Annotated in this window: 19 protein-coding genes, 3 rRNA genes and 1 pseudogene; 20 read left to right on the top strand and 3 right to left on the bottom strand. The window is 64.1% G+C overall.

What is annotated here, in order from left to right:
• Window positions 1-141 precede the first annotated feature (141 nt).
• The 16 genes and pseudogenes from rho to ABDW21_RS06225 all read left to right on the top strand — a co-directional run.
• Window positions 142-1,737, top strand: a pseudogene (rho, locus tag ABDW21_RS06300) (transcription termination factor Rho); the annotation flags it as partial.
• A 145-nt stretch (window positions 1,738-1,882) separates the two neighbouring features.
• Window positions 1,883-2,128, top strand: coding sequence for a 50S ribosomal protein L31 (gene rpmE, locus ABDW21_RS06295; RefSeq protein WP_343601016.1), 246 nt, complete (start codon window positions 1,883-1,885; stop codon window positions 2,126-2,128).
• A gap of 69 nt (window positions 2,129-2,197) precedes the next feature.
• On the top strand, window positions 2,198-3,283 hold the full coding sequence (gene prfA / locus ABDW21_RS06290) for a peptide chain release factor 1 (RefSeq protein ID WP_343601017.1): 1,086 nt from the start codon (window positions 2,198-2,200) through the stop codon (window positions 3,281-3,283).
• The gene (gene prmC, locus ABDW21_RS06285; protein ID WP_343601018.1) at window positions 3,280-4,158 is read left to right on the top strand and encodes a peptide chain release factor N(5)-glutamine methyltransferase; all 879 of its coding nucleotides are present in this window, start codon (window positions 3,280-3,282) and stop codon (window positions 4,156-4,158) included. The genes prfA and prmC overlap by 4 nt, the downstream gene beginning before the upstream one ends.
• 39 nt (window positions 4,159-4,197) lie before the next feature.
• Complete coding sequence (locus ABDW21_RS06280) at window positions 4,198-4,851, top strand: L-threonylcarbamoyladenylate synthase (RefSeq protein WP_343601019.1); 654 nt, start codon at window positions 4,198-4,200, stop codon at window positions 4,849-4,851.
• 7 nt (window positions 4,852-4,858) lie between these two features.
• The gene (locus tag ABDW21_RS06275; RefSeq protein ID WP_343601020.1) at window positions 4,859-6,076 is read left to right on the top strand and encodes an MraY family glycosyltransferase; all 1,218 of its coding nucleotides are present in this window, start codon (window positions 4,859-4,861) and stop codon (window positions 6,074-6,076) included.
• A gap of 227 nt (window positions 6,077-6,303) precedes the next feature.
• The gene (locus ABDW21_RS06270; RefSeq protein ID WP_343601021.1) at window positions 6,304-6,771 is read left to right on the top strand and encodes an ATP synthase subunit I; all 468 of its coding nucleotides are present in this window, start codon (window positions 6,304-6,306) and stop codon (window positions 6,769-6,771) included.
• Window positions 6,764-7,546, top strand: a complete 783-nt coding sequence (atpB, locus tag ABDW21_RS06265; protein WP_343601022.1) for a F0F1 ATP synthase subunit A — start codon at window positions 6,764-6,766, stop codon at window positions 7,544-7,546. The genes ABDW21_RS06270 and atpB overlap by 8 nt, the downstream gene beginning before the upstream one ends.
• Before the next feature lie 80 nt (window positions 7,547-7,626).
• Window positions 7,627-7,872 carry a F0F1 ATP synthase subunit C gene (locus ABDW21_RS06260; protein WP_343601023.1) on the top strand — a complete coding sequence of 82 codons (246 nt, stop codon included), beginning with the start codon at window positions 7,627-7,629 and terminating at the stop codon, window positions 7,870-7,872.
• Window positions 7,873-7,881: 9 nt separating this feature from the next.
• Complete coding sequence (locus ABDW21_RS06255) at window positions 7,882-8,400, top strand: F0F1 ATP synthase subunit B (protein ID WP_343601024.1); 519 nt, start codon at window positions 7,882-7,884, stop codon at window positions 8,398-8,400.
• Between the two features lie 5 nt (window positions 8,401-8,405).
• On the top strand, window positions 8,406-9,746 hold the full coding sequence (locus tag ABDW21_RS06250) for a F0F1 ATP synthase subunit B/delta (protein ID WP_343601025.1): 1,341 nt from the start codon (window positions 8,406-8,408) through the stop codon (window positions 9,744-9,746).
• Between the two features lie 43 nt (window positions 9,747-9,789).
• Entirely contained in the window at window positions 9,790-11,439 is a 1,650-nt protein-coding gene (gene atpA / locus ABDW21_RS06245) for a F0F1 ATP synthase subunit alpha (RefSeq protein WP_343601026.1), read from the top strand.
• A 6-nt stretch (window positions 11,440-11,445) separates the two neighbouring features.
• Window positions 11,446-12,369, top strand: a complete 924-nt coding sequence (locus tag ABDW21_RS06240) for a F0F1 ATP synthase subunit gamma (protein WP_343601027.1) — start codon at window positions 11,446-11,448, stop codon at window positions 12,367-12,369.
• Window positions 12,370-12,393: 24 nt separating this feature from the next.
• On the top strand, window positions 12,394-13,845 hold the full coding sequence (gene atpD, locus ABDW21_RS06235; protein ID WP_343601028.1) for a F0F1 ATP synthase subunit beta: 1,452 nt from the start codon (window positions 12,394-12,396) through the stop codon (window positions 13,843-13,845).
• 33 nt (window positions 13,846-13,878) lie between these two features.
• On the top strand, window positions 13,879-14,244 hold the full coding sequence (locus ABDW21_RS06230; protein ID WP_343601029.1) for a F0F1 ATP synthase subunit epsilon: 366 nt from the start codon (window positions 13,879-13,881) through the stop codon (window positions 14,242-14,244).
• A 14-nt stretch (window positions 14,245-14,258) separates the two neighbouring features.
• A complete protein-coding gene (locus ABDW21_RS06225; RefSeq protein ID WP_343601030.1) occupies window positions 14,259-14,702 on the top strand; it encodes a DUF2550 domain-containing protein in 444 nt (147 codons plus the stop codon).
• Between the two features lie 8 nt (window positions 14,703-14,710).
• On the opposite strand, the gene ABDW21_RS06220 is transcribed toward ABDW21_RS06225, so the two are convergent.
• On the bottom strand, window positions 14,711-15,301 hold the full coding sequence (locus ABDW21_RS06220) for a cob(I)yrinic acid a,c-diamide adenosyltransferase (protein WP_343601031.1): 591 nt from the start codon (window positions 15,299-15,301) through the stop codon (window positions 14,711-14,713).
• Window positions 15,302-15,358: 57 nt separating this feature from the next.
• On the opposite strand from ABDW21_RS06220, the gene murA reads away from it, so the two are divergent.
• The 4 genes from murA (at window position 15,359) to rrf (ending at window position 22,014) form a co-directional block, all read left to right on the top strand.
• A complete protein-coding gene (murA, locus tag ABDW21_RS06215; protein WP_343601032.1) occupies window positions 15,359-16,612 on the top strand; it encodes a UDP-N-acetylglucosamine 1-carboxyvinyltransferase in 1,254 nt (417 codons plus the stop codon).
• A gap of 244 nt (window positions 16,613-16,856) precedes the next feature.
• Window positions 16,857-18,403: ribosomal RNA gene (locus ABDW21_RS06210) — 16S ribosomal RNA — on the top strand.
• Window positions 18,404-18,698: 295 nt separating this feature from the next.
• Window positions 18,699-21,826 (top strand): 23S ribosomal RNA (locus ABDW21_RS06205).
• 73 nt (window positions 21,827-21,899) lie between these two features.
• A 5S ribosomal RNA gene (gene rrf, locus ABDW21_RS06200) occupies window positions 21,900-22,014 on the top strand.
• The 16S, 23S and 5S rRNA genes sit together here, the layout of an rRNA operon.
• Before the next feature lie 47 nt (window positions 22,015-22,061).
• Here rrf and ABDW21_RS06195 read toward each other — a convergent pair.
• Window positions 22,062-22,559 (bottom strand): methylated-DNA--[protein]-cysteine S-methyltransferase, encoded by a 498-nt coding sequence (locus ABDW21_RS06195; protein ID WP_343710194.1) that lies wholly within the window; start codon window positions 22,557-22,559, stop codon window positions 22,062-22,064.
• A 55-nt stretch (window positions 22,560-22,614) separates the two neighbouring features.
• The coding region (locus ABDW21_RS06190; protein WP_343710193.1) for a transposase at window positions 22,615-22,794 on the bottom strand (180 nt) is incomplete at its 5' end.

The following is a 22,794-nucleotide window of genomic DNA, read 5'->3' as shown; positions in this document are numbered from 1 at the left end:
GCGGGGCCTGACACTGCGGGGCCTGACACTGCGGGGCCTGACACTGCGGGGCCTGACACTGCGGGGCCTGACACTGCGGGGCCTGACACTGCGGGGCCTGACACCTCCGGGCCGGCGGTCGACGCCAAAACCGGGTCGGGCGGCTCGCTCGCCACCATGGTGCTGCCCGAACTGCGCGCCATGGCCAACCGGGCCGGCGTCAAGGGCACGTCGGGTATGCGCAAAACCGAACTGATCGCCGCGATCCAGGAAGGCCAGAGGCACGGCAACGGAGCACCCGCCCAAGCCGCCGAGAGGCGCGCGGCCCACAATGTCACCGCCGGGCCGGCCGACCAGGCCGAGTCGCCCGGCGCCGGCACGCGCCGCGCACCCGACCGGAAGGACAGCGCCGCGCAGCAGGGCAAGCGCGAGGAGCGCGAGCCGGATACCGCGGGCGAGCGGCAGGGCCCGGGCGGGCAACAGAACCGCGGTGGCGACGACGACGGTGAAGGCCGCCAAGGCCGGCGCGGGCGCCGGTTCCGGGAACGGCGCCGCCGAGGCGAGCGGCCCGGCGACGGCGCCGACAGCGAGCTGCGGGAGGACGACGTCGTCCAGCCGGTGGCCGGCATTCTCGACGTGCTCGACAACTACGCATTTGTGCGCACCTCGGGGTATCTGGCCGGACCACACGACGTGTACGTGTCGATGAACCTGGTGCGCAAGAACGGCCTACGCCGTGGCGACGCCGTCACCGGCGCGGTGCGGGTGCCCCGCGAAGGTGAAGGCGGGGGCCAGAATCCCCGCCAGAAATTCAATCCGCTGGTTCGCCTGGACAGCGTCAACGGCGGACCGGTCGAGGACGCGCGAAAGCGACCCGAGTTCGGCAAACTCACGCCGCTGTACCCGAACGAGCGGCTCCGGCTGGAAACCACCACCGAGCAGCTGACCACCCGGATCATCGATTTGATCATGCCGATCGGCAAGGGCCAGCGTGCGCTGATCGTGTCGCCGCCTAAGGCGGGCAAGACCACGATCCTGCAGGACATTGCCAACGCGATCACCAAGAACGACCCGGAATGCCACCTCATGGTCGTCCTCGTCGACGAGCGTCCCGAGGAAGTCACCGACATGACGCGCTCGGTCAAGGGCGAGGTCATTGCCTCCACCTTCGACCGGCCGCCGTCGGACCACACGTCAGTCGCCGAGCTGGCGATCGAGCGGGCCAAGCGGCTCGTCGAGCAGGGCAAAGACGTCGTGGTGCTGCTCGATTCGATCACCCGGCTGGGTCGTGCCTATAACAACGCGTCCCCGGCGTCCGGGCGCATCCTGTCCGGCGGTGTGGATTCCACCGCGCTGTACCCGCCGAAGCGCTTCCTTGGTGCCGCACGCAACATCGAGGAGGGGGGATCGCTGACGATCATCGCCACCGCGATGGTGGAAACCGGGTCCACCGGTGACACAGTGATTTTCGAAGAATTCAAGGGCACCGGCAACGCCGAGCTCAAGCTCGACCGCAAGATCGCTGAGCGGCGGGTCTTCCCCGCGGTCGACGTGAACCCGTCCGGTACGCGCAAGGACGAACTGCTGCTGCCCCCCGATGAATTCGCGATCGTGCACAAGCTGCGCCGAGTGCTGTCCGGCCTGGATCCGCACCAGGCCATCGACCTGCTGATGGCTCAGCTGCGCAAGACCAAGAACAACTACGAGTTCTTGATGCAGGTCGCCAAGAACACACCCGGCGGCGCCGGCAACGACTGAGCCTGGCGGCGCGCCGCCCGCCCACCCGGGCGTTTGGGTTTGGGCCGCCGCCCGCGCAGCTGGCATAATATGGGCAATTCCCAGGTTCGGAGTTCACGTCCGATCACGAGTGCGACCCGGGCGACCAGCGACGAAAAAGGACATCATGAAATCCGGCATCCATCCCGCCTACGTGGAGACCACCGTGGTCTGCGGCTGCGGTAACTCCTTCCAGACCCGCAGCACCAAAGCAAGCGGCCACATCGCGGTCGAGGTCTGCTCGCAGTGCCACCCCTTCTACACCGGCAAACAGAAGATCCTCGACAGCGGTGGTCGTGTTGCCCGTTTCGAGAAGCGCTACGGCAAGCGCAAGTCCGGCGCCCAAGACGAGGACTCGGCAGACAACAAGTAGCAGGATCGACGCCCGGACCGTCGCGGCTCCCGCGCAGTTCGGGCGTCGTTGTGTGTGCGGAGGTTCCAGATGACGCAGAGCGTGCAGGCGATCGACGCGTTGCTGGCCGAGCACGCCGACCTCGAGCGTCAGCTGGCCGATCCGGAACTGCACAGCGACGCGGCCAGTGCCCGCACGGTGGGACGCCGGTTCGCGCAGTTGGCGCCGGTCGTGGCGACGCACCGTAAACTGGAGTCTGCCCGCGCCGACCTGGAGACCGCGCGGGAGTTGGCCGCCGACGACGAATCCTTCGCCGCCGAGGCGGCCGAACTTGAAGCGCGGGTTGCGGCACTGGCAACACAACTCGCCGACCTGCTGGCACCGCGTGACCCGCACGACGGCGACGACATCGTGCTCGAGGTCAAATCCGGTGAGGGCGGCGAAGAATCGGCGCTGTTCGCCGCCGACCTGGCACGCATGTACATCCGTTACGCCGAGCGACGCGGCTGGACGGTGACCGTGCTGGACGAGACCACCTCGGATCTGGGCGGCTACAAGGACGCGACGTTGGCTGTTGCGCGCAAGGGCGCCCGTCATGGCGACCCGAGCGACGGGGTGTGGTCGCGAATGAAGTTCGAGGGCGGCGTGCACCGGGTGCAGCGGGTGCCGGTGACCGAGTCCCAGGGTCGCGTGCACACCTCGGCCGCGGGTGTGCTGGTCTACCCCGAACCCGAGGAGATCGCCGAGGTGCAGATCGACGAGTCGGATCTGCGCATCGACGTCTACCGCTCCTCCGGCAAGGGTGGGCAGGGCGTCAACACCACCGACTCCGCGGTGCGCATCACCCACCTGCCCACCGGAATTGTCGTCACCTGCCAAAACGAGCGCTCACAGCTGCAGAACAAGGCGCGCGCCATGCAGGTGCTGGCGGCCCGGCTGCAGGCGATCGCCGAGGAGCAGGCACTGGCCGAGGCATCGGCCGATCGCGCCAGCCAGATCCGCACGGTGGACCGCAGCGAGCGCATCCGCACCTACAACTTTCCGGAGAACCGCATCACCGACCATCGCATCGGGTACAAGGCCCACAATCTGGACCAGGTGCTCGAAGGCGACCTTGACGCCTTGTTCGACGCGCTGGCCGCCGCCGACAAGCAGTCCCGGCTGCGCCAGGCATGACTCGCCTACGGCTCGCGGTCGACTCGGCCACGGCGCTGCTCGCGCAGGCCGGAATCGACTCGGCGCGCTGGGATGCCGAGGAACTGGCCGCGCACCTGGCGGGTACCGAGCGGGGCCGCCTGGCGGTGATCGACCCGCCCGGCGACGAGTTCTTCAGTCGATACCACGCCGCGGTCACCGCGCGATCGCGTCGCGTACCGCTGCAACATCTGACCGGCGCGGTGTCGTTCGGGCCGGTGCGGCTGACCCTTGGGCCGGGTGTCTTCATCCCGCGTCCGGAAACCGAGGCGATGCTGGAATGGGCTGCCGCGCAATGGCTTCCCGCTCAGCCGGTAATCGTCGATCTCTGCACCGGCTGCGGAGCGCTGGCGATCGCGCTGGCGCGGCGCTGGCCGGACGCCCGCGTGCTGGGGATCGACGACTGCCCGAGCGCGCTCGACTACGCGCGGCGCAATGCGGCGGCAACGACGGTCGAACTGCTGCAGGCCGACGTCACCGACGCGGGCCTGCTCGCCGAGCTCGACGGGAGGGCCGACCTCGTCGTCGCAAACCCTCCCTACATCCCTGACGGTGCGCTGCTGGAACCCGAAGTTGCCCAACATGATCCGCATCACGCTCTGTTCGCCGGCCCGGACGGGATGGCCGTGATCGCGGCCGTCGTCCGCCTGGCCGGGCGCTGGCTGCGTCCGGGCGGAATGCTTGCCGTCGAGCACGACGACATCACGTCCCCGCACACCGTTCAGTTAATAACTCAGACAGCACTTTTCGACGAGATCACCGGTCGGGTGGATCTGGCCGGCCGGCCCAGGTTCGTGACTGCCCGCAGAAGGGATGAGCCGTGTCCAGCGCCGGTGACGAGCAGTGTGAAGCCATGAGGCGGGGGTGCCGCCCGTTCGCGGGGAAGAGCGACGCCATTGACTGAGGTCTTCGACTGTGCCGTCGCCGACCAGCGTTCCCGGGGCATCGCGTCGGCGGTCGGCGCGGTCACAAACGGCCGCCTGGTGGTCATGCCGACCGATACCGTCTACGGGGTCGGTGCCGACGCGTTCGACAGCGCGGCGGTTGCCGCATTGTTGTCGGCCAAGGGACGTGGCCGTGACATGCCGGTGGGGGTGCTGGTCGGATCCTGGAGCACCATCGACGGCATCGCGCTGACCGTTGGCAATTCGGTTCGCGACCTGATCCGTGCGTTCTGGCCGGGAGCGCTGAGCCTGGTGGTCCAGCAGGCGCCGTCGCTGCACTGGGACCTCGGCGACGCCCGCGGCACCGTGATGGTGCGGATGCCGTTGCACCCGATCGCCATCGAGGTGTTGCGCCAGGTCGGGCCGATGGCGGTGTCCAGCGCCAACATCTCCGGCCGGCCGCCGGCAGTCGACGCCGACGAGGCCCACCGTCAGCTCGGCGACCTCGTCGAGGTCTATCTCGACTCGGGACCGTCCGCGCAGCAGGCGGCGTCGACGATTCTGGACCTGACCGCAGACGCGCCGCGCATCCTGCGGCCCGGACCGGTCAGCGCCGATAGCATCGCCGCGGTGCTCGACGTGGACCCAGCGACCCTGATGCCCTGACCGGCGAGTGCAGTACGGTTTTCCAGTGGTCAGCACCGGGCACAGCCTTGCCGGCGGTCTGATCGCGTTGGCCGGTCGCGGCGCCGGTGTCCCCCTGCGCGAGCTTGCGCTGGTGGGATTGACCGCCGCGATCGTCACCTACTTCGCCACCGGGCCGGTGCGCGTGCTGGCCACCCGACTCGGCGCGGTCGCGTACCCGCGCGAACGCGACGTGCATGTCATGCCGACGCCGCGGATGGGTGGGCTGGCGATGTACATCGGTGTCATCTCCGCGGTCTTTCTCGCCGCCCAGCTTCCGGCGCTGACGCGCGGCTTCGTTTATTCCTCGGGTCTGCCGGCGGTCCTCGTGGCGGGTGCGGTGATTGTCGGGATCGGCCTGCTCGACGACCGCTGGGGTCTGGACGCGCTCACCAAGTTCGCCGGCCAGATCACCGCGGCCAGTGTGCTGGTAACCATGGGGGTCGCCTGGAGCGTGCTGTACATCCCGGTGGGCGGCGTCGGCACCATTGTGCTGGACCAGGCCTCGTCGATTCTGGTCACCCTGGCGTTGACCGCCGCGATCGTGAACGCCATGAACTTCGTCGACGGCCTCGACGGGCTGGCCGCCGGGCTGGGCCTCATCACCGCGCTGGCGATCTGCATATTCTCGGTCGGCCTGCTGCGCGACCACGGCGGCGACGTGCTGTTCTATCCGCCCGCGGTGATCTCGGTGGTGCTGGCCGGGGCCTGCTTGGGATTCTTGCCGCACAACTTCCACCCGGCGAAGATCTTCATGGGGGACTCGGGTTCGATGCTGATCGGCCTGATGTTGGCGGCCGCGTCGACGACCGCGGCAGGACCAGTTTCTCAGAACGCGTACGGCGCCCGCGACGTGTTTGCTCTGCTGTCGCCGTTCCTGTTGGTCGTGGCGGTCATGTTGTGGCCGATGCTCGACCTGCTGCTGGCGATCGTGCGCCGCTCGCGCGCAGGGCGCAGCGCCTTCAGCCCCGACAAGATGCACCTGCACCACCGGCTGCTGCAGATCGGTCATTCCCACCGCCGTGTGGTCCTGCTGATCTACCTGTGGGTGGGCATCGTTGCGTTCGGCGCCGCCAGTACGATCTTCGTCGATCCGCGCGACACCGGGGCGGTGATGGTCGGCGCGATCGCGGTCGCGGTTGTCGTGACGCTGATACCTCTCTTACGGCGTGGCGACGACGTCCACGACGATGTCTACGACGAGTAGTAGTAGTACCGTCGCACGTGTGGTACGGTGCAGGTATAACCCGAATGAACCTCGCGGGTTGCCGGCCATCAGGCCGCCGGACAGACCTCTGGTAGAGCCAACGAACGACCGACACGGGGATGTTCTGCTCGGGTGACTCGAGCGCGGCGATTGCCCTTCGATACGCTCAACGGGCCGCGCAACGATCAACCAGGCCGACTCCCCCTAGCGAGGACTGAGGTGCGACAGTGACGACCCCAGCGCAGGACGCGCCGTTGGTGTCACCCGCTGTTGCGTTCCGGCCGGTTCGTCTGCTCGGTGTCTCGCTTGGGCTGACCGTGGCGGCGACGTCGGCCGCCGGTTGGGCGGGCCATCCGATGCTCGGCGTGTTCTTCGGAATCGGCCTGCTGCTGGGTTTGCTCAATGCGCTGCTGGTGCGTAGGGCGGTAACGGTGATCACCGCAGTCGAGCATCCGGTCAAGAAGACGATGGCGCTCAACTCGGCCGGCCGGCTGGCGATCATATCCGTGATCGGGCTGGTCATCGCATTCGTATTCCGGCCCACCGGGCTGGGCGTAGTGTTCGGACTTGCGGTGTTCCAGATACTGCTGGTGCTGAGCACGGCCCTGCCGGTGTGGAAGAAGCTGCGCACGGGCGCCGCCGACCTTGATCGCGACGGCAACGGTAGCGAAGGGACGAGCGACAGCCATGACTGACGCGCTTCTGGCCGAAGCTCAGATCGAGGTTGGCGATCACACCACAGCCACCTGGTTCGGAATGACCGTCAACACCGACACAATCTTGTCGACCGCGATTGCCGCGGTGATCGTGATCGGCCTGGCTTTCTTTCTGCGCGCCAAGGTCACCTCGACCGGCGTGCCCGGGGGCGTTCAGCTGTTCTTCGAGGCAATCACCATCCAGATGCGTAACCAGATCGAGAATGCGATCGGCATGCGCATCGCGCCGTTCGTGCTGCCGCTGTCCGTCACGATCTTCGTGTTCATCCTGATCTCCAACTGGCTCTCGGTGCTACCGGTGCAGTACACCGACGCCGCCGGACACACCACGGAGCTGCTCAAATCAGCCGCGGCGGACATCAACTACGTGCTGGCATTGGCGCTGTTCGTCTTCATCTGCTACCACCTGGCCGGCGTCTGGCGCAGCGGTCTGGTCGGCTATCCGGTCAAGGTGATCAAGGGCCACGTGTGGGACACCCTGCCGCCGGGGGTCGGGTTGGTCTTCTCGCCGATCAACATCGTTGAAGAACTCGCCAAGCCAATCTCGTTGTCGCTCCGACTTTTCGGCAACATCTTCGCCGGCGGCATCCTGGTCGCGCTGATCGCGCTGTTCCCGCCGTATATCCTGTGGGCGCCCAACGCCATCTGGAAGGCGTTCGATTTGTTCGTTGGCGCGATCCAGGCGTTCATCTTCGCGCTGCTGACCGTCTTGTACTTCAGTCAAGCGATGGAGCTGGAAGGGGAACACGAGTAGAACGGTCATCTTCTCGCGAGGCCCGCGTACCACGACGGAGTCCAGGTAACCCGCTAGTAGTCATCAAGGAGGACAGAACAATGAACCCCACCATCGCTGCCGGCGCCCTGATCGGCGGCGGTCTGATCATGGCCGGCGGAGCGATCGGCGCCGGTATTGGTGACGGCGTCGCCGGTAACGCCTTGATCTCAGGCATCGCCCGCCAGCCCGAGGCACAGGGCCGGCTGTTCACCCCGTTCTTCATCACGGTCGGTCTGGTCGAGGCCGCCTACTTCATCAATCTCGCGTTCATGGCTCTGTTTGTCTTCGCCACTCCGGTGTCGTAATCAGTCGTGATGGGTGACGTGAGCGGTACTGCCCTGGCGGTCGCCAGCCAGGAGGCTGAGGGAGGCAACAACTTCCTCGTTCCCAACGGCACGTTCTTTGTCGTGCTGGTCATCTTCTTGATCGTGCTCGGCGTGATCGGCAAGTTCGTGGTGCCGCCGATCATGAAGGTGTTGCAGGAGCGCGAGAAAATGGTCGCCAAGACCCTCGCCGACACCAAGAAGTCGGCCGAGCAGTTCGCAGCCGCCCAGGCCGACTACGAGGAGCTGATGTCGCAAGCCCGGGTCACGGCGTCGGCCGCCCGCGACGAGGCCCGGGCGCAGGGCCGCAAGGCGCTCGAGGAAATGCGCGCCGGCGCGGAGGAACGCGTTGCCGCCACCCTGCAGGATGCCGGTGAGCACCTCAAGCGAGAAGGTGACGCGGTCGGCGCCGATCTGCGTACCCGTGTGGAAAGCATGTCCGCGACGCTGGCCAGCCGAATCCTCGGGGTCGACGTCACCAGCTCGACGACGACCGGGTCGAGGCGGTAGCGACGATGTCGACCTTCATCGGTCAACTGATCGGTTTCGTCCTGATCATCGTGTTGGTCTGGCGCTATGTCGTGCCGCTGACACGCACGCTGATGCTCGCTCAGCAGAACACGGTGCGCCAACAGCTAGACGACGCCGCCGCAGCCGCCGCTCGGCTCGCGGACGCACGCCAGGCCCACGCCCAGGCGCGCGCGGACGCGACAGCCGAGGCGCAGCGGGTCACCGAAGAAGCCCAGGTGGACGCCGAACGGATCGGCGAGCAATTGCGCGCCCAGGCAGACGCCGAAGTCGAGCGGATCAAAGTTCAGGGCGCCAAGCAGGTCGAGTTGTTGCGCCGGCAGCTGATCCGACAGCTTCGACAAGACCTCGGCTACGAATCCGTCCGGCGCGCCGGCGAATTGGTCCGCGATCACGCCGCGGACAAGGCGCGGCGGTCGGCCACCGTCGACCGGTTTCTCGACGACCTGGAGGCGATGACGCCGTCGGAGGCGGATGTCGAGTATGCGGTGCTGGCCAGGATGCGTTCGGCCAGCCGACTGGCGCTCAACGAACTGTTAGAGCAAGTCGGCGAGATAGCCCAACGCCTCGACGACGCCGAGCTGTCCACTCTGGCCGACGATTTGACGTCCGTGGCCACGCTGCTGGACCGCGAAACCGTCCTCACCCGCTATCTCACCGTGCCGACCGAGGACGCGACGGCCAGGGTCCGGCTGATCGATCGAGTGTTGGCCGGCAAGGTCGGAGAACCTGCGCAGGACGTGATGCGGGCCGCGGTGTCGGGGCGCTGGTCCGCCAACGCCGACCTGGTCGACGCCATCGAACACGTTGCCCGCCAGGCGCTGCTGCTGCGCGCCGAGCGGGCCGGCCAGATCGACGAGGTGGAAGACCAGCTGTTCAGGATCTCCCGCATCCTCGACGCGCAGCCGCGCCTGGCCATCTTGCTCGGCGACTACGCTGCGCCCGCCGAAGAACGTATCCGGCTGCTGCGCGACGTGCTCGACAGCGCGAGCGGCGCCGTCAACCCGATCACCGTCGCACTGCTTGCCCAAACGGTGGAGTTGTTGCGAGGCCGACCGGCCGAGGCGGCGGTGTTGGACCTTGCTGAGATCGCAGTGGCCCGCCGCGGCGAAATCGTGGCGCACGTCAGCGCCGCGGCCGAGCTCACCGACGCCCAGCGCACCCGTCTCACCGCGGTGCTCAGCCGGATCTACGGGCACCCGGTGACGCTCCAGATGCAGATCGACCCCGAACTGCTGGGCGGGCTGGCCATCTCGGTTGGCGACGAGGTGATCGACGGTACGCTCGCCTCTCATCTGTCCGCCGCCCAAAGCCAGCTGCCCGACTGAAACACCGACAAGTCACCACACCAAGCAGGAAGAACGAAAAACCATGGCAGAGTTGACAATCTCCGCTGAAGACATTCAGGGCGCGATCGAGGAATACGTCAGTTCCTTCACCTCCGACACGGTCCGCGAGGAGGTCGGCGCCGTCATCGACGCCGGCGACGGTATCGCCCACGTCGAGGGCTTGCCCTCGGTCATGACTCAAGAACTGATGGAGTTCCCCGGCGGGGTCCTGGGCGTGGCGCTCAACCTCGACGAGCACAGCGTCGGCGCGGTGATCCTGGGCGACTTCGAGAAAATCGAAGAGGGCCAACAGGTCAAGCGCACCGGGGAGGTGCTCTCGGTCCCCGTCGGCGACGGTTTCCTGGGCCGGGTGGTGGACCCGCTCGGCCACCCGATCGACGGCCGCGGTGACATCGAGGCGGAGACTCGCAGGGCGTTGGAGATCCAGGCGCCCTCCGTGGTGCAGCGCCAGGGTGTCAAGGAGCCGCTGCAGACGGGGATCAAGGCCGTTGACGCGATGACTCCGATCGGTCGCGGGCAGCGGCAGCTGATCATCGGCGACCGCAAGACGGGCAAGACCGCGGTGTGTGTCGACACGATACTCAACCAGCGCCAGAACTGGGAGTCCGGAGACCCCGACAAGCAGGTTCGGTGCGTGTATGTCGCCATCGGACAGAAGGGCACCACCATCGCCAGCGTCCGCCGCACCTTGGAGGAAGGCGGCGCCATGGACTACACAACCATCGTCGCTGCGCCCGCATCGGATTCTGCCGGCTTCAAATGGCTTGCGCCATATACCGGTTCAGCGATCGCTCAGCATTGGATGTATGCGGGCAAGCATGTGCTGATCGTCTTCGACGACCTGACCAAGCAGGCTGAGGCCTACCGCGCGATCTCGCTGTTGTTGCGCCGCCCGCCGGGCCGCGAAGCCTACCCCGGTGACGTGTTCTACCTGCACTCCCGGCTGCTCGAGCGCTGCGCCAAGCTCTCCGACGACCTCGGCGGCGGTTCGCTGACCGGGCTGCCGGTCATTGAGACCAAGGCCAACGACATCTCGGCCTACATCCCCACCAACGTCATCTCTATCACCGACGGGCAGTGCTTCCTGGAGACTGACCTGTTCAACCAGGGCGTGCGCCCGGCCATCAATGTCGGGGTGTCGGTGTCTCGGGTCGGCGGCGCCGCGCAGATCAAGGCTATGAAAGAGGTGGCAGGAAGTCTCCGCTTGGACTTGTCGCAGTACCGGGAACTGGAAGCCTTCGCCGCCTTCGCTTCTGATCTGGACGCCACCTCCAAGGCACAACTGGAGCGCGGCGCCCGGCTCGTCGAGCTGCTCAAGCAACCGCAATCCCAGCCGATGCCCGTCGAGGAGCAGGTGGTGTCGATGTTCCTCGGCACCGGCGGTCACTTGGACTCGGTTCCGGTCGAAGACGTCAGCCGATTCGAAACCGAGCTCCTGGACCATATCCGGGCTGCCGAGGGGGACATCCTGTCCGATATCCGAGAATCCCAGAAGCTGTCTGATGCGACAGCCGACGAGCTCACCGAGGTGATCAACCAGTTCAAGAAGGGCTTTGCGGCGACCGGCGGCGGCTCGGTGGTGCCCGACGAGCACGTCGACGCTCTTGACGAAGAAAAACTGGCCAAGGAAGCGGTGCAGGTCCACAAGCCGGCACCGCCGAGGAAGAAGTAGTCGCCGATGGCTGCCACCCTTCGGGAACTGCGCGGGCGGATCCGCTCGGCCGGGTCGATCAAAAAGATCACCAAGGCTCAAGAGCTGATCGCCACGTCGCGTATCGGTAGGGCGCAGGCCCGGCTCGCTTCTGCGCGGCCCTATGCCGTCGAGATCACCCGTATGCTGACCACGCTGGCCACCGAAGCCGCCCTGGACCATCCGCTGCTCGTCGAGCGCGAGGAGCCGAAACGGGCCGGCGTGCTGGTGGTGTCGTCCGATCGCGGTCTCTGTGGCGGCTACAATGCCGCCATATTTCGGCGAGCAGAGGAACTCTTTTCCCTGCTACGGGGAGAGGGCAAGACGCCGGTCGTCTACGTCGTCGGCCGTAAGGCCTTGAATTACTACAGATTCCGAAACTGGGACGTCACGTCGTCGTGGACCGGTTTCTCCGAGCAGCCGAAGTACACCGACGCCGCGGAGATCGCCTCGACGTTGGTCGACGCGTTCCTGGTCGGTGCTCAGGCGACCGACGAGGGCCAGGTGTCCGGCGGTACTCCCGGCGTCGACGAGCTGCACATCGTCTACACCGAGTTCAAGTCGATGATGTCGCAGTCGGCTGGGGCGCACCGGATCGCGCCGATGGTGGTCGAATACGTCGAGGAGGAGACCGGACCTCGCACTCTGTACTCGTTCGAACCAGACGCGACAACGCTTTTCAAATCGCTGCTGCCGCGGTACCTCACTACCCGCGTGTATGCCGCGCTGCTCGAGTCTGCCGCCTCCGAGCTGGCGTCGCGCCAGCGCGCGATGAAGTCCGCCACCGACAACGCGGACGACCTCATCAAGGCCCTGACGCTGGAGGCCAACCGGGAGCGGCAGGCTCAGATCACCCAGGAAATCAGCGAAATCGTCGGTGGTGCAAATGCGCTCGCCGAGGCCGCTGGGTAAGCCACACGAGGAAGCGAAGAAGATATGACAGCCACCGCTCAAAAGTCCACCCGCGCAGTTGGCGCAGACACCAACGGCCGGGTGGTGCGGGTCACCGGGCCCGTCGTCGACGTCGAGTTCCCCCGTGGGTCGGTGCCAGCGTTGTTCAACGCGCTGCACGCCAAGATCACCTTCGAGTCGCTCGCCAAGACCTTGACGCTGGAGGTGGCGCAGCATCTCGGCGACAGCCTGGTGCGCACGATCTCGTTGCAACCGACCGATGGGCTGGTGCGCGGTGTCGAGGTGGTGGACACCGGAAATCCGATCTCAGTGCCGGTCGGCGACGGAGTCAAAGGCCACGTATTCAACGCGCTGGGCGACTGCCTCGACGAGCCGGGTTACGGAAAAGAGTTCGAGCGCTGGCCCATTCACCGCAAACCTCCCCCGTTCGACGAGCTGGAACCACGCACCGAGATGCTCGAGACCGGCCTGAAAGTCGTCGATCTGCTCACGCCGTACGTCCGCGGTGGCAAGATCGCGTTGTTCGGCGGTGCCGGAGTGGGAAAGACGGTGCTGATCCAGGAGATGATCAACCGCATCGCGCGCAACTTCGGCGGCACGTCGGTATTCGCCGGCGTCGGCGAGCGTACCCGCGAGGGCAACGATCTGTGGGTCGAGCTTGCCGACGCCAACGTGCTCAAGGACACCGCTCTGGTATTCGGCCAGATGGACGAGCCGCCGGGTACCCGCATGCGGGTTGGGCTGTCCGCCTTGACCATGGCCGAGTACTTCCGGGACGAGCAGGGCCAGGACGTGCTGTTGTTCATCGACAACATCTTCCGGTTCACCCAGGCCGGCTCCGAGGTGTCGACTCTGCTGGGCCGGATGCCCTCGGCAGTGGGATACCAACCCACGCTGGCCGACGAGATGGGTCAGCTCCAGGAGCGGATCACCTCGACACGGGGCCGCTCCATCACCTCGATGCAAGCGGTGTACGTGCCCGCCGACGACTACACCGACCCCGCGCCGGCGACGACGTTCGCGCACCTGGACGCCACCACCGAGTTGTCACGGACGGTGTTCTCCAAGGGCATCTTCCCCGCCGTGGACCCGCTGGCATCCAGTTCGACCATTCTCGACCCCGGAGTCGTGGGTGAGGAGCATTACCGGGTGGCGCAGGAAGTGATCCGGATCCTGCAGCGGTACAAGGACCTTCAGGACATCATCGCGATCCTCGGCATCGACGAGCTGTCCGAGGAAGACAAACAGCTGGTAAACCGGGCGCGGCGCATCGAACGTTTTCTCTCGCAGAACATGATGGCGGCCGAGCAGTTCACCGGCCAGCCGGGTTCGACCGTTTCGCTGAAGGAGACGATCGAGGCGTTCGACAAACTGGCGAAGGGCGAGTTCGACCATCTACCCGAACAGGCCTTCTTCCTGATCGGGGGTCTCGACGACTTGGCCAAGAAGGCCGAGAGCCTCGGCGCCAAGCTGTGACGGCGAGCTGGCCGCCGCGAGAGGTGATGTGAGATGGCTGAGTTCAACATCGAGATCGTCGCTGTGGATCGCAAGATCTGGTCGGGCAGCGCAACTTTCGTGTTCACCCGCACCACGGTCGGCGAAATCGGGATCCTGCCGCGGCACATACCCCTCGTCGCGCAGTTGGTTGACGATGCCATGGTACGGGTGGAGCGCGAGGGGGAGAAAGACCTGCGCATCGCGGTGGACGGCGGGTTCCTGTCCGTCACCGAGGACGGAGTCAGCATCCTCGCCGAGTCGGCCGAGTTCGAGTCGGAGATCGATGAGGTTGCTGCGAGGCAGGATTCGGAGTCCGACGATCCCCGTATCGCCGCCAGGGGTCGCGCCAGATTGCGCGCCGTCGGCGCGATCGACTAGCGGACGGCCGACCGATGAGCGCGACCATGTTCGCCATGGTCGCGCTGATCACGGTGTTGGCGCTCGCAGTCGTCGCGTTGAGTTATCGATTGTGGAAGCTTCGCCAGGGCGGAACGGCCGCGATCATGCGGGACCTTCCCGCGGTGGGCGGCCATGGTTGGCGACACGGAGTGATCCGCTATCAAGGTGGTGCGGCAGGGTTCTACCGGCTGTCCAGCGTGCGGTTGTGGCCGGACCGGCGCCTGAGCCGACGGGGGGTCGACATCGTCTCGCGCCGCTCACCGCGCGGTGACGAGTTCGACATCATGACCGACGAGATCGCAGTGCTGGAACTGCGGGACACCACCCAGGACCGCAGGCGCGGTTACGAAATCGCTCTGGAACGTGGCGCCGCGACCGCGTTCTTGTCGTGGCTGGAATCCCGGCCCTCACCGCGCGCACGCCGCCGGAGCACCTGACGGCCCGGCTATTTCGCGGGCCGCTGTGGAAGGTCCCCGCCTGGTTGCCAGAGCACGTCGCCGTCCGGGTTGGCCGCCCGTGACAAGACGAACAGTAGGTCGGAGAGTCGATTCAAGTACCGTGCGGGTAGCGTGCTGACACCCGACGGGTGATTCTCCACTGCGGCCCATGCTGAGCGCTCCGCGCGCCGCACCACCGTGCGGGCCACGTGGAGCAGCGCTGAGAGCGGTGAACCACCAGGCAGCACAAAGGAACTCAGTGGCGTCAGGTGTTCATTGAACTCGTCACACCACGCCTCTAGCCGGTCGATGTACGGCGGCGTGATGCGCAGCGAAGGACGCTCGGGGTTGTCCACCACAGGGCGGGAGAGGTCCGCACCGACGTCGAACAGATCGTTCTGAACGTGCCGCAGCACACGTGTCATGTTCTGGTCGGGGCTTCCGAGCGCCACTGCCGCACCGATCGCGGTATTCGCCTCGTCGCAGTCGGCATAAGCCACCAGCCGCGCGTCATTCTTCGAAACCCGGGAGAGATCGCCGAGCGTGGTCGTCCCGTCGTCGCCGGTGCGAGTGTAGATGCGGGTCAGGTGTACCGCCATAGTCAAACGGTACCGGCCTGACTGACAGCGGCGACACTGCTCACTAAACTATCGCAGGTGGCGGAGCGATTCGTGGTGACCGGCGGGAACCGGTTGTCGGGCGAAGTGGCCGTCGGGGGCGCCAAGAACAGCGTGTTGAAGCTGATGGCCGCGGCGCTGTTGGCAGAGGGCGCCAGCACGATCACCAACTGCCCCGACATCCTCGATGTACCGCTGATGGCGGAGGTGCTGCGCGGCTTGGGCGCCACGGTCGAACTCGCCGGCGCAACCGTGCGCATCACGTCTCCGGACGAGCCGAAATACGACGCAGACTTTGCCGCGGTCCGCCAGTTCCGAGCGTCGGTCTGCGTGCTGGGGCCCCTGGTGGGGAGGTGCAAGCGGGCCAGGGTTGCGTTGCCGGGCGGCGACGCCATCGGCTCGCGGCCGTTGGACATGCATCAGGCGGGCTTACGGCAGCTGGGCGCCGACTGCAGTATCGAGCACGGCTGCGTCGTCGCCCAGGCGGACACCCTGCGCGGCGCGGAGATACAACTGGAGTTTCCCTCGGTGGGGGCGACGGAGAACATTCTGATGGCCGCGGTCATGGCCGAAGGCGTCACCACGATCCACAATGCGGCTCGCGAGCCCGATGTCGTGGATCTGTGCACGATGCTCAACCAGATGGGCGCGCAGGTCGAGGGTGCCGGTTCGCCGACCATGACCGTCACCGGCGTTCCCCGGCTGTATCCGACCGAGCATCGCGTGATCGGGGACCGGATTGTGGCCGCCACGTGGGGCATTGCGGCCGCGATGACGCGCGGTGACGTCACGGTGACTGGGATCGACCCGGCGCACCTTCAATTGGTGCTGCACAAACTGCACGACGCGGGCGCCACCGTCACCCAGACCCACGACAGCTTCCGGGTGGCGCAATACGAGCGGCCCAAGGCGGTCAACGTCGCAACGTTGCCGTTCCCGGGGTTCCCGACGGACCTCCAGCCGATGGCGATCGCGCTGGCCTCGATTGCCGACGGCACTTCGATGATCACCGAGAACGTCTTCGAGGCCCGCTTCCGATTCGTCGAAGAGATGATCCGGCTCGGTGCCGACGCCCGCACCGATGGGCACCACGCCGTCGTGCGGGGGCTTGCACAGCTCTCCAGCGCACCGGTGTGGTGCTCGGATATCCGGGCGGGGGCCGGCCTGGTGCTCGCCGGGTTGGTGGCAGACGGTGACACCGAGGTCCATGATGTCTTCCACATCGACCGCGGTTATCCACTGTTCGTGGAAAACCTGGTGGGGCTCGGTGCCGAGATCGAGCGGGTGGAGTAAGGTTGCCTTCGACGCTCCGCGGTATCAGCGGGGCTCTTAGCGGAGTTGACCAAATCTCTGCCACGGACTATCATGGCAGGGTTGCCCGCTGACGGGTGTTGTTTGAGAACTCAATAGTGTGTTCGGTGGTTTTGATTGTTGTTGTTTTTTTGCCACACCTTGAGGTTCCTCGTGTCGGGGTGTGGTGTTTTGTTTGTCAGGTTGTTCTCTTTGGAACAGATGTTGTTCTCTTTGGAACAGGTTTTGTTTGGAGAGTTTGATCCTGGCTCAGGACGAACGCTGGCGGCGTGCTTAACACATGCAAGTCGAACGGAAAGGCCCTTCGGGGCACTCGAGTGGCGAACGGGTGAGTAACACGTGGGTGACCTGCCCTGCACTTCGGGATAAGCCTGGGAAACTGGGTCTAATACCGGATAGGACCACGAGACGCATGTCTCGTGGTGGAAAGTTCGGTGTGTAAAAAGCACCGTGCGGTGTGGGATGGGCCCGCGGCCTATCAGCTTGTTGGTGGGGTGACGGCCTACCAAGGCGACGACGGGTAGCCGGCCTGAGAGGGTGTCCGGCCACACTGGGACTGAGATACGGCCCAGACTCCTACGGGAGGCAGCAGTGGGGAATATTGCACAATGGGCGCAAGCCTGATGCAGCGACGCCGCGTGGGGGATGACGGCCTTCGGGTTGTAAACCTCTTTCACCATCGACGAAGGTCCGGGTTTTCTCGGGCTGACGGTAGGTGGAGAAGAAGCACCGGCCAACTACGTGCCAGCAGCCGCGGTAATACGTAGGGTGCGAGCGTTGTCCGGAATTACTGGGCGTAAAGAGCTCGTAGGTGGTTTGTCGCGTTGTTCGTGAAATTCCCTGGCTTAACTGGGGGCGTGCGAGCGATACGGGCAGACTGGAGTACTGCAGGGGAGACTGGAATTCCTGGTGTAGCGGTGGAATGCGCAGATATCAGGAGGAACACCGGTGGCGAAGGCGGGTCTCTGGGCAGTAACTGACGCTGAGGAGCGAAAGCGTGGGGAGCGAACAGGATTAGATACCCTGGTAGTCCACGCCGTAAACGGTGGGTACTAGGTGTGGGTTTCCTTCCTTGGGATCCGTGCCGTAGCTAACGCATTAAGTACCCCGCCTGGGGAGTACGGCCGCAAGGCTAAAACTCAAAGGAATTGACGGGGGCCCGCACAAGCGGCGGAGCATGTGGATTAATTCGATGCAACGCGAAGAACCTTACCTGGGTTTGACATGCACAGGACGGCCGTAGAGATACGGCTTCCCTTGTGGCCTGTGTGCAGGTGGTGCATGGCTGTCGTCAGCTCGTGTCGTGAGATGTTGGGTTAAGTCCCGCAACGAGCGCAACCCTCGTCTCATGTTGCCAGCGGGTAATGCCGGGGACTCGTGAGAGACTGCCGGGGTCAACTCGGAGGAAGGTGGGGATGACGTCAAGTCATCATGCCCCTTATGTCCAGGGCTTCACACATGCTACAATGGCCGGTACAAAGGGCTGCGATGCCGCAAGGTTTAGCGAATCCTTTAAAGCCGGTCTCAGTTCGGATCGGGGTCTGCAACTCGACCCCGTGAAGTCGGAGTCGCTAGTAATCGCAGATCAGCAACGCTGCGGTGAATACGTTCCCGGGCCTTGTACACACCGCCCGTCACGTCATGAAAGTCGGTAACACCCGAAGCCCGTGGCCTAACCCTTCGGGGAGGGAGCGGTCGAAGGTGGGATCGGCGATTGGGACGAAGTCGTAACAAGGTAGCCGTACCGGAAGGTGCGGCTGGATCACCTCCTTTCTAAGGAGCACCACGAAAAATCCCCGCAATTGGGCGGGGGTGAGCCGTGAATGGATCCTCGTGTCTGTAGTGGGTGCGAGGTTGGGTGCAACAACGACGATATCCTCGGTTAGGGGCTAGATCACCGGCACACTGTTGGGTTTTGAGGCAACACCCTGATGGGTTGTTGTCGCCTCACTTGGTGGTGGGGTGTGGTGTTTGAAAGTTGGATAGTGGTTGCGAGCATCTAGGCAAGCAAGAGGTTTCTTGTTTGTCGAGTGTTTTGTCTTGGTTTTTGTTTTGTCTTGGTTTTTGTGTGTAAGTGTTTAAGGGCACATGGTGGATGCCTTGGCATCAGGAGCCGATGAAGGACGTGGGAGGCTGCGATATGCCTCGGGGAGCTGTCAACCGAGCTTGGATCCGAGGATTTCCGAATGGGGAAACCCGGCACGAGTAATGTCGTGTCACCCACCGGTGAATATATAGCCGGCGGGAGGGAACGCGGGGAAGTGAAACATCTCAGTACCCGTAGGAAGAGAAAACAATTGTGATTCCGTTAGTAGTGGCGAGCGAACGCGGAGGATGGCTAAACCACGCGCATGTCAATACCCGGCGGGGGTTGTGTGCGTGGCGTTGTGGGGTCTGTGAGTCTCCTTACCGCCGTGAGGGGCAGCAGTGATAAATATGGTGTGTTAGCCGAAGTGGCCTGGGACGGCCTGCCGTAGACGGTGAGAGCCCGGTAGGCGAAAACGCACCATCTGCTGTTCGCAGAATCCCGAGTAGCAGCGGGCCCGTGAAATCCGCTGTGAATCTGCCGGGACCACCCGGTAAGCCTGAATACTTCCTGATGACCGATAGCGGACAAGTACCGTGAGGGAATGGTGAAAAGTACCCCGGGAGGGGAGTGAAATAGTACCTGAAACCGTGTGCCTACAATCCGTTAAAGCCCCGTAGGGGTGATAGCGTGCCTTTTGAAGAATGAGCCTGCGAGTCACTGACATGTCGCGAGGTTAACCCGAGTGGGGTAGCCGCAGCGAAAGCGAGTCTGAATAGGGCGAGCCATATCCGCTTACGCGGGTGTGCATAGTGGCGTGTTGTGGACCCGAAGCGGAGTGATCTACCCATGGCCAGGGTAAAGCGCGGGTAAGACCGCGTGGAGGCCCGAACCCACTTAGGTTGAAGACTGAGGGGATGAGTTGTGGGTAGGGGTGAAAGGCCAATCAAACTCCGTGATAGCTGGTTCTCCCCGAAATGCATTTAGGTGCAGCGTTACGTGGTGCACCGCGGAGGTAGAGCTACTGGATGGCCGATGGGCCCTACTAGGTTACTGACGTCAGCCAAACTCCGAATGCCGTGGTGTTGAGCGTGGCAGTGAGACGGCGGGGGATAAGCTCCGTACGTCGAAAGGGAAACAGCCCAGATCGCCGGCTAAGGCCCCTAAGCGTGTGCTAAGTGGAAAAGGATGTGCAGTCGCAAAGACAACCAGGAGGTTGGCTTAGAAGCAGCCACCCTTGAAAGAGTGCGTAATAGCTCACTGGTCAAGTGATTGTGCGCCGATAATGTAGCGGGGCTCAAGCACACCGCCGAAGCCGCGGCAGTCGCGCACTTGTGTGCGGCTGGGTAGGGGAGCGTCCCCATTCCAGCGAAGCGCCGGAGTGATCTTGGCGTGGAGGTGTGGGGAGTGAGAATGCAGGCATGAGTAGCGATTAGGCAAGTGAGAACCTTGCCCGCCGGAAGACCAAGGGTTCCTGGGCCAGGCCAGTCCGCCCAGGGTGAGTCGGGACCTAAGGCGAGGCCGACAGGCGTAGTCGATGGACAACGGGTTGATATTCCCGTACCCGTGTGTGGGCGCCCATACCGAATCAGTGGCACTAACCGCCCAAACGATCGCTGACCGTTCACCTTCGGGTGGCCGGCGGTGGTCTGCTGCGTGGGACCTCTACTGGTAGTAGGTAAGCGAAGGGGTGACGCAGGAAGGTAGCCGTACCAGTCAGTGGTAATACTGGGGCAAGCCTGTAGGGAGAGCGATAGGCAAATCCGTCGCTCATTAATTCCCGAGCGGTGATGCATAGCCGGTTGAGGTGAATTCGGTGATCCTATGCTGCCAAGAAAAGCCTCTAGCGAGCACACATACGGCCCGTACCCCAAACCAACACAGGTGGTCAGGTAGAGAATACCAAGGCGTACGAGTGAACTATGGTTAAGGAACTCGGCAAAATGCCCCCGTAACTTCGGGAGAAGGGGGACCGGCATACCGTGAACACCCTTGCGGTGGGAGCGGGAACCGGTCGCAGAAACCAGTGAGAAGCGACTGTTTACTAAAAACACAGGTCCGTGCGAAGTCGCAAGACGAAGTATACGGACTGACGCCTGCCCGGTGCTGGAAGGTTAAGAGGACCCGTCAACCCCTTCGGGGGTGAAGCGGAGAATTTAAGCCCCAGTAAACGGCGGTGGTAACTATAACCATCCTAAGGTAGCGAAATTCCTTGTCGGGTAAGTTCCGACCTGCACGAATGGCGTAACGACTTCTCAACTGTCTCAACCATAGACTCGGCGAAATTGCACTACGAGTAAAGATGCTCGTTACGCGCGGCAGGACGAAAAGACCCCGGGACCTTCACTACAACTTGGTATTGATGTTCGATGCGGTTTGTGTAGGATAGGTGGGAGACTAAGAAGCCAGAACGCCAGTTTTGGTGGAGTCGTTGTTGAAATACCACTCTGATCGTATTGGACCTCTAACCTCGAACCCTGAACCGGGTTCAGGGACAGTGCCTGGCGGGTAGTTTAACTGGGGCGGTTGCCTCCTAAAATGTAACGGAGGCGCCCAAAGGTTCCCTCAACCTGGACGGCAATCAGGTGTTGAGTGTAAATGCACAAGGGAGCTTGACTGCGAGACCTACACGTCAAGCAGGGACGAAAGTCGGGATTAGTGATCCGGCACCCCCGAGTGGAAGGGGTGTCGCTCAACGGATAAAAGGTACCCCGGGGATAACAGGCTGATCTTCCCCAAGAGTCCATATCGACGGGATGGTTTGGCACCTCGATGTCGGCTCGTCGCATCCTGGGGCTGGAGCAGGTCCCAAGGGTTGGGCTGTTCGCCCATTAAAGCGGCACGCGAGCTGGGTTTAGAACGTCGTGAGACAGTTCGGTCTCTATCCGCCGCGCGCGTCAGAAGCTTGAGGAAACCTGTCCCTAGTACGAGAGGACCGGGACGGACGAACCTCTGGTACACCAGTTGTCCCACCAGGGGCACCGCTGGATAGCCACGTTCGGCAAGGATAACCGCTGAAAGCATCTAAGCGGGAAACCTTCTCCAAGACCAGGCTTCTCACCCTTTTAGAGGGATAAGGCCCCCCGCAGACCACGGGATCGATAGGCCAGACCTGGACACCCCGCAAGGGGCGCAGGGAACTGGCACTAACCGGCCGAAAACTTACTCACACCAAGCACGCAACCACGCCAACCCGCACCACACCCCCCACCAGACACACCGCAGTAGATAAATCAATAGAGTTACGGTGGTAAATAGCGGCAGGGAAACGCCCGGACCCATTCCGAACCCGGAAGCTAAGCCTGCCAGCGCCGATGATACTGCCCACTCCGGGTGGAAAAGTAGGACACTGCCGAACACACACCAAAAAGGGCACCTCACGGTGCCCTTTTTGTGTATCGGTTATCAGTCGGAGGGCGTCCAATTTGCGACTGTCCGGCCATTTTCCAATTCGATCAACGAGCGTTTGCGGTCTAGGCCGCCGCCGTAGCCGGTAAGGTGGCCGTTGGCGCCGATGACGCGATGGCAGGGAACGATAATTGCCACCGGATTTCGGCCATTGGCCAACCCGACGGCTCGGGCGGCGCCGCAAGCTCCGATGTGCGCCGCGATCTGGCCGTAGGACCGCGTTTCTCCGTAGGGGATCCTCGTCAGGGCCCGCCACACCCGGCGTTGGAACTCAGTGCCCGCGAGGCTGAATTCGACATCAAATTCGGTTCGTTCGCGGGCGAAATACTCCTCGAGCTGGGTGACGGCATCCGGGAAGGCGGCGTCGTCAGGCACCCAAGCTGAGCAGTCGGGGTCGTGGGTTTGGCCCGCCATGCGCACGCTTGTCAGGACCCGGCCGCGTCCGGCCAGCGTCAGCGGGCCGATCGGGCTGTCGACGATGCGGTAGTGGATCATGCGATTCCTGACGACATCTGATTGTCGGCTCTTCAACTTTAACAGCTCTTCAACTTTAACCGGGCAAACAGCATGATGTCTGGGTTGCTGCCCGCTTTTTGCGGGTGCAGTGGAATCGTATCCGCCGAGCCGAGTTCCGCGTGTTGCGGTACCCACATCCGACTCGTTTGACCTGTTTGACCAGCCGGTTGTAGCCCTCGGTGCGGGCGTTGGTGATGCCGGTAGCAAGGAAGGC

Origin of the sequence: Mycobacterium sp., from assembly GCF_039583805.1 — a bacterium.
Taxonomy (GTDB): Bacteria; Actinomycetota; Actinomycetes; order Mycobacteriales; family Mycobacteriaceae; genus Mycobacterium.
This window is presented reverse-complemented; position numbering and strand designations above follow the sequence as displayed.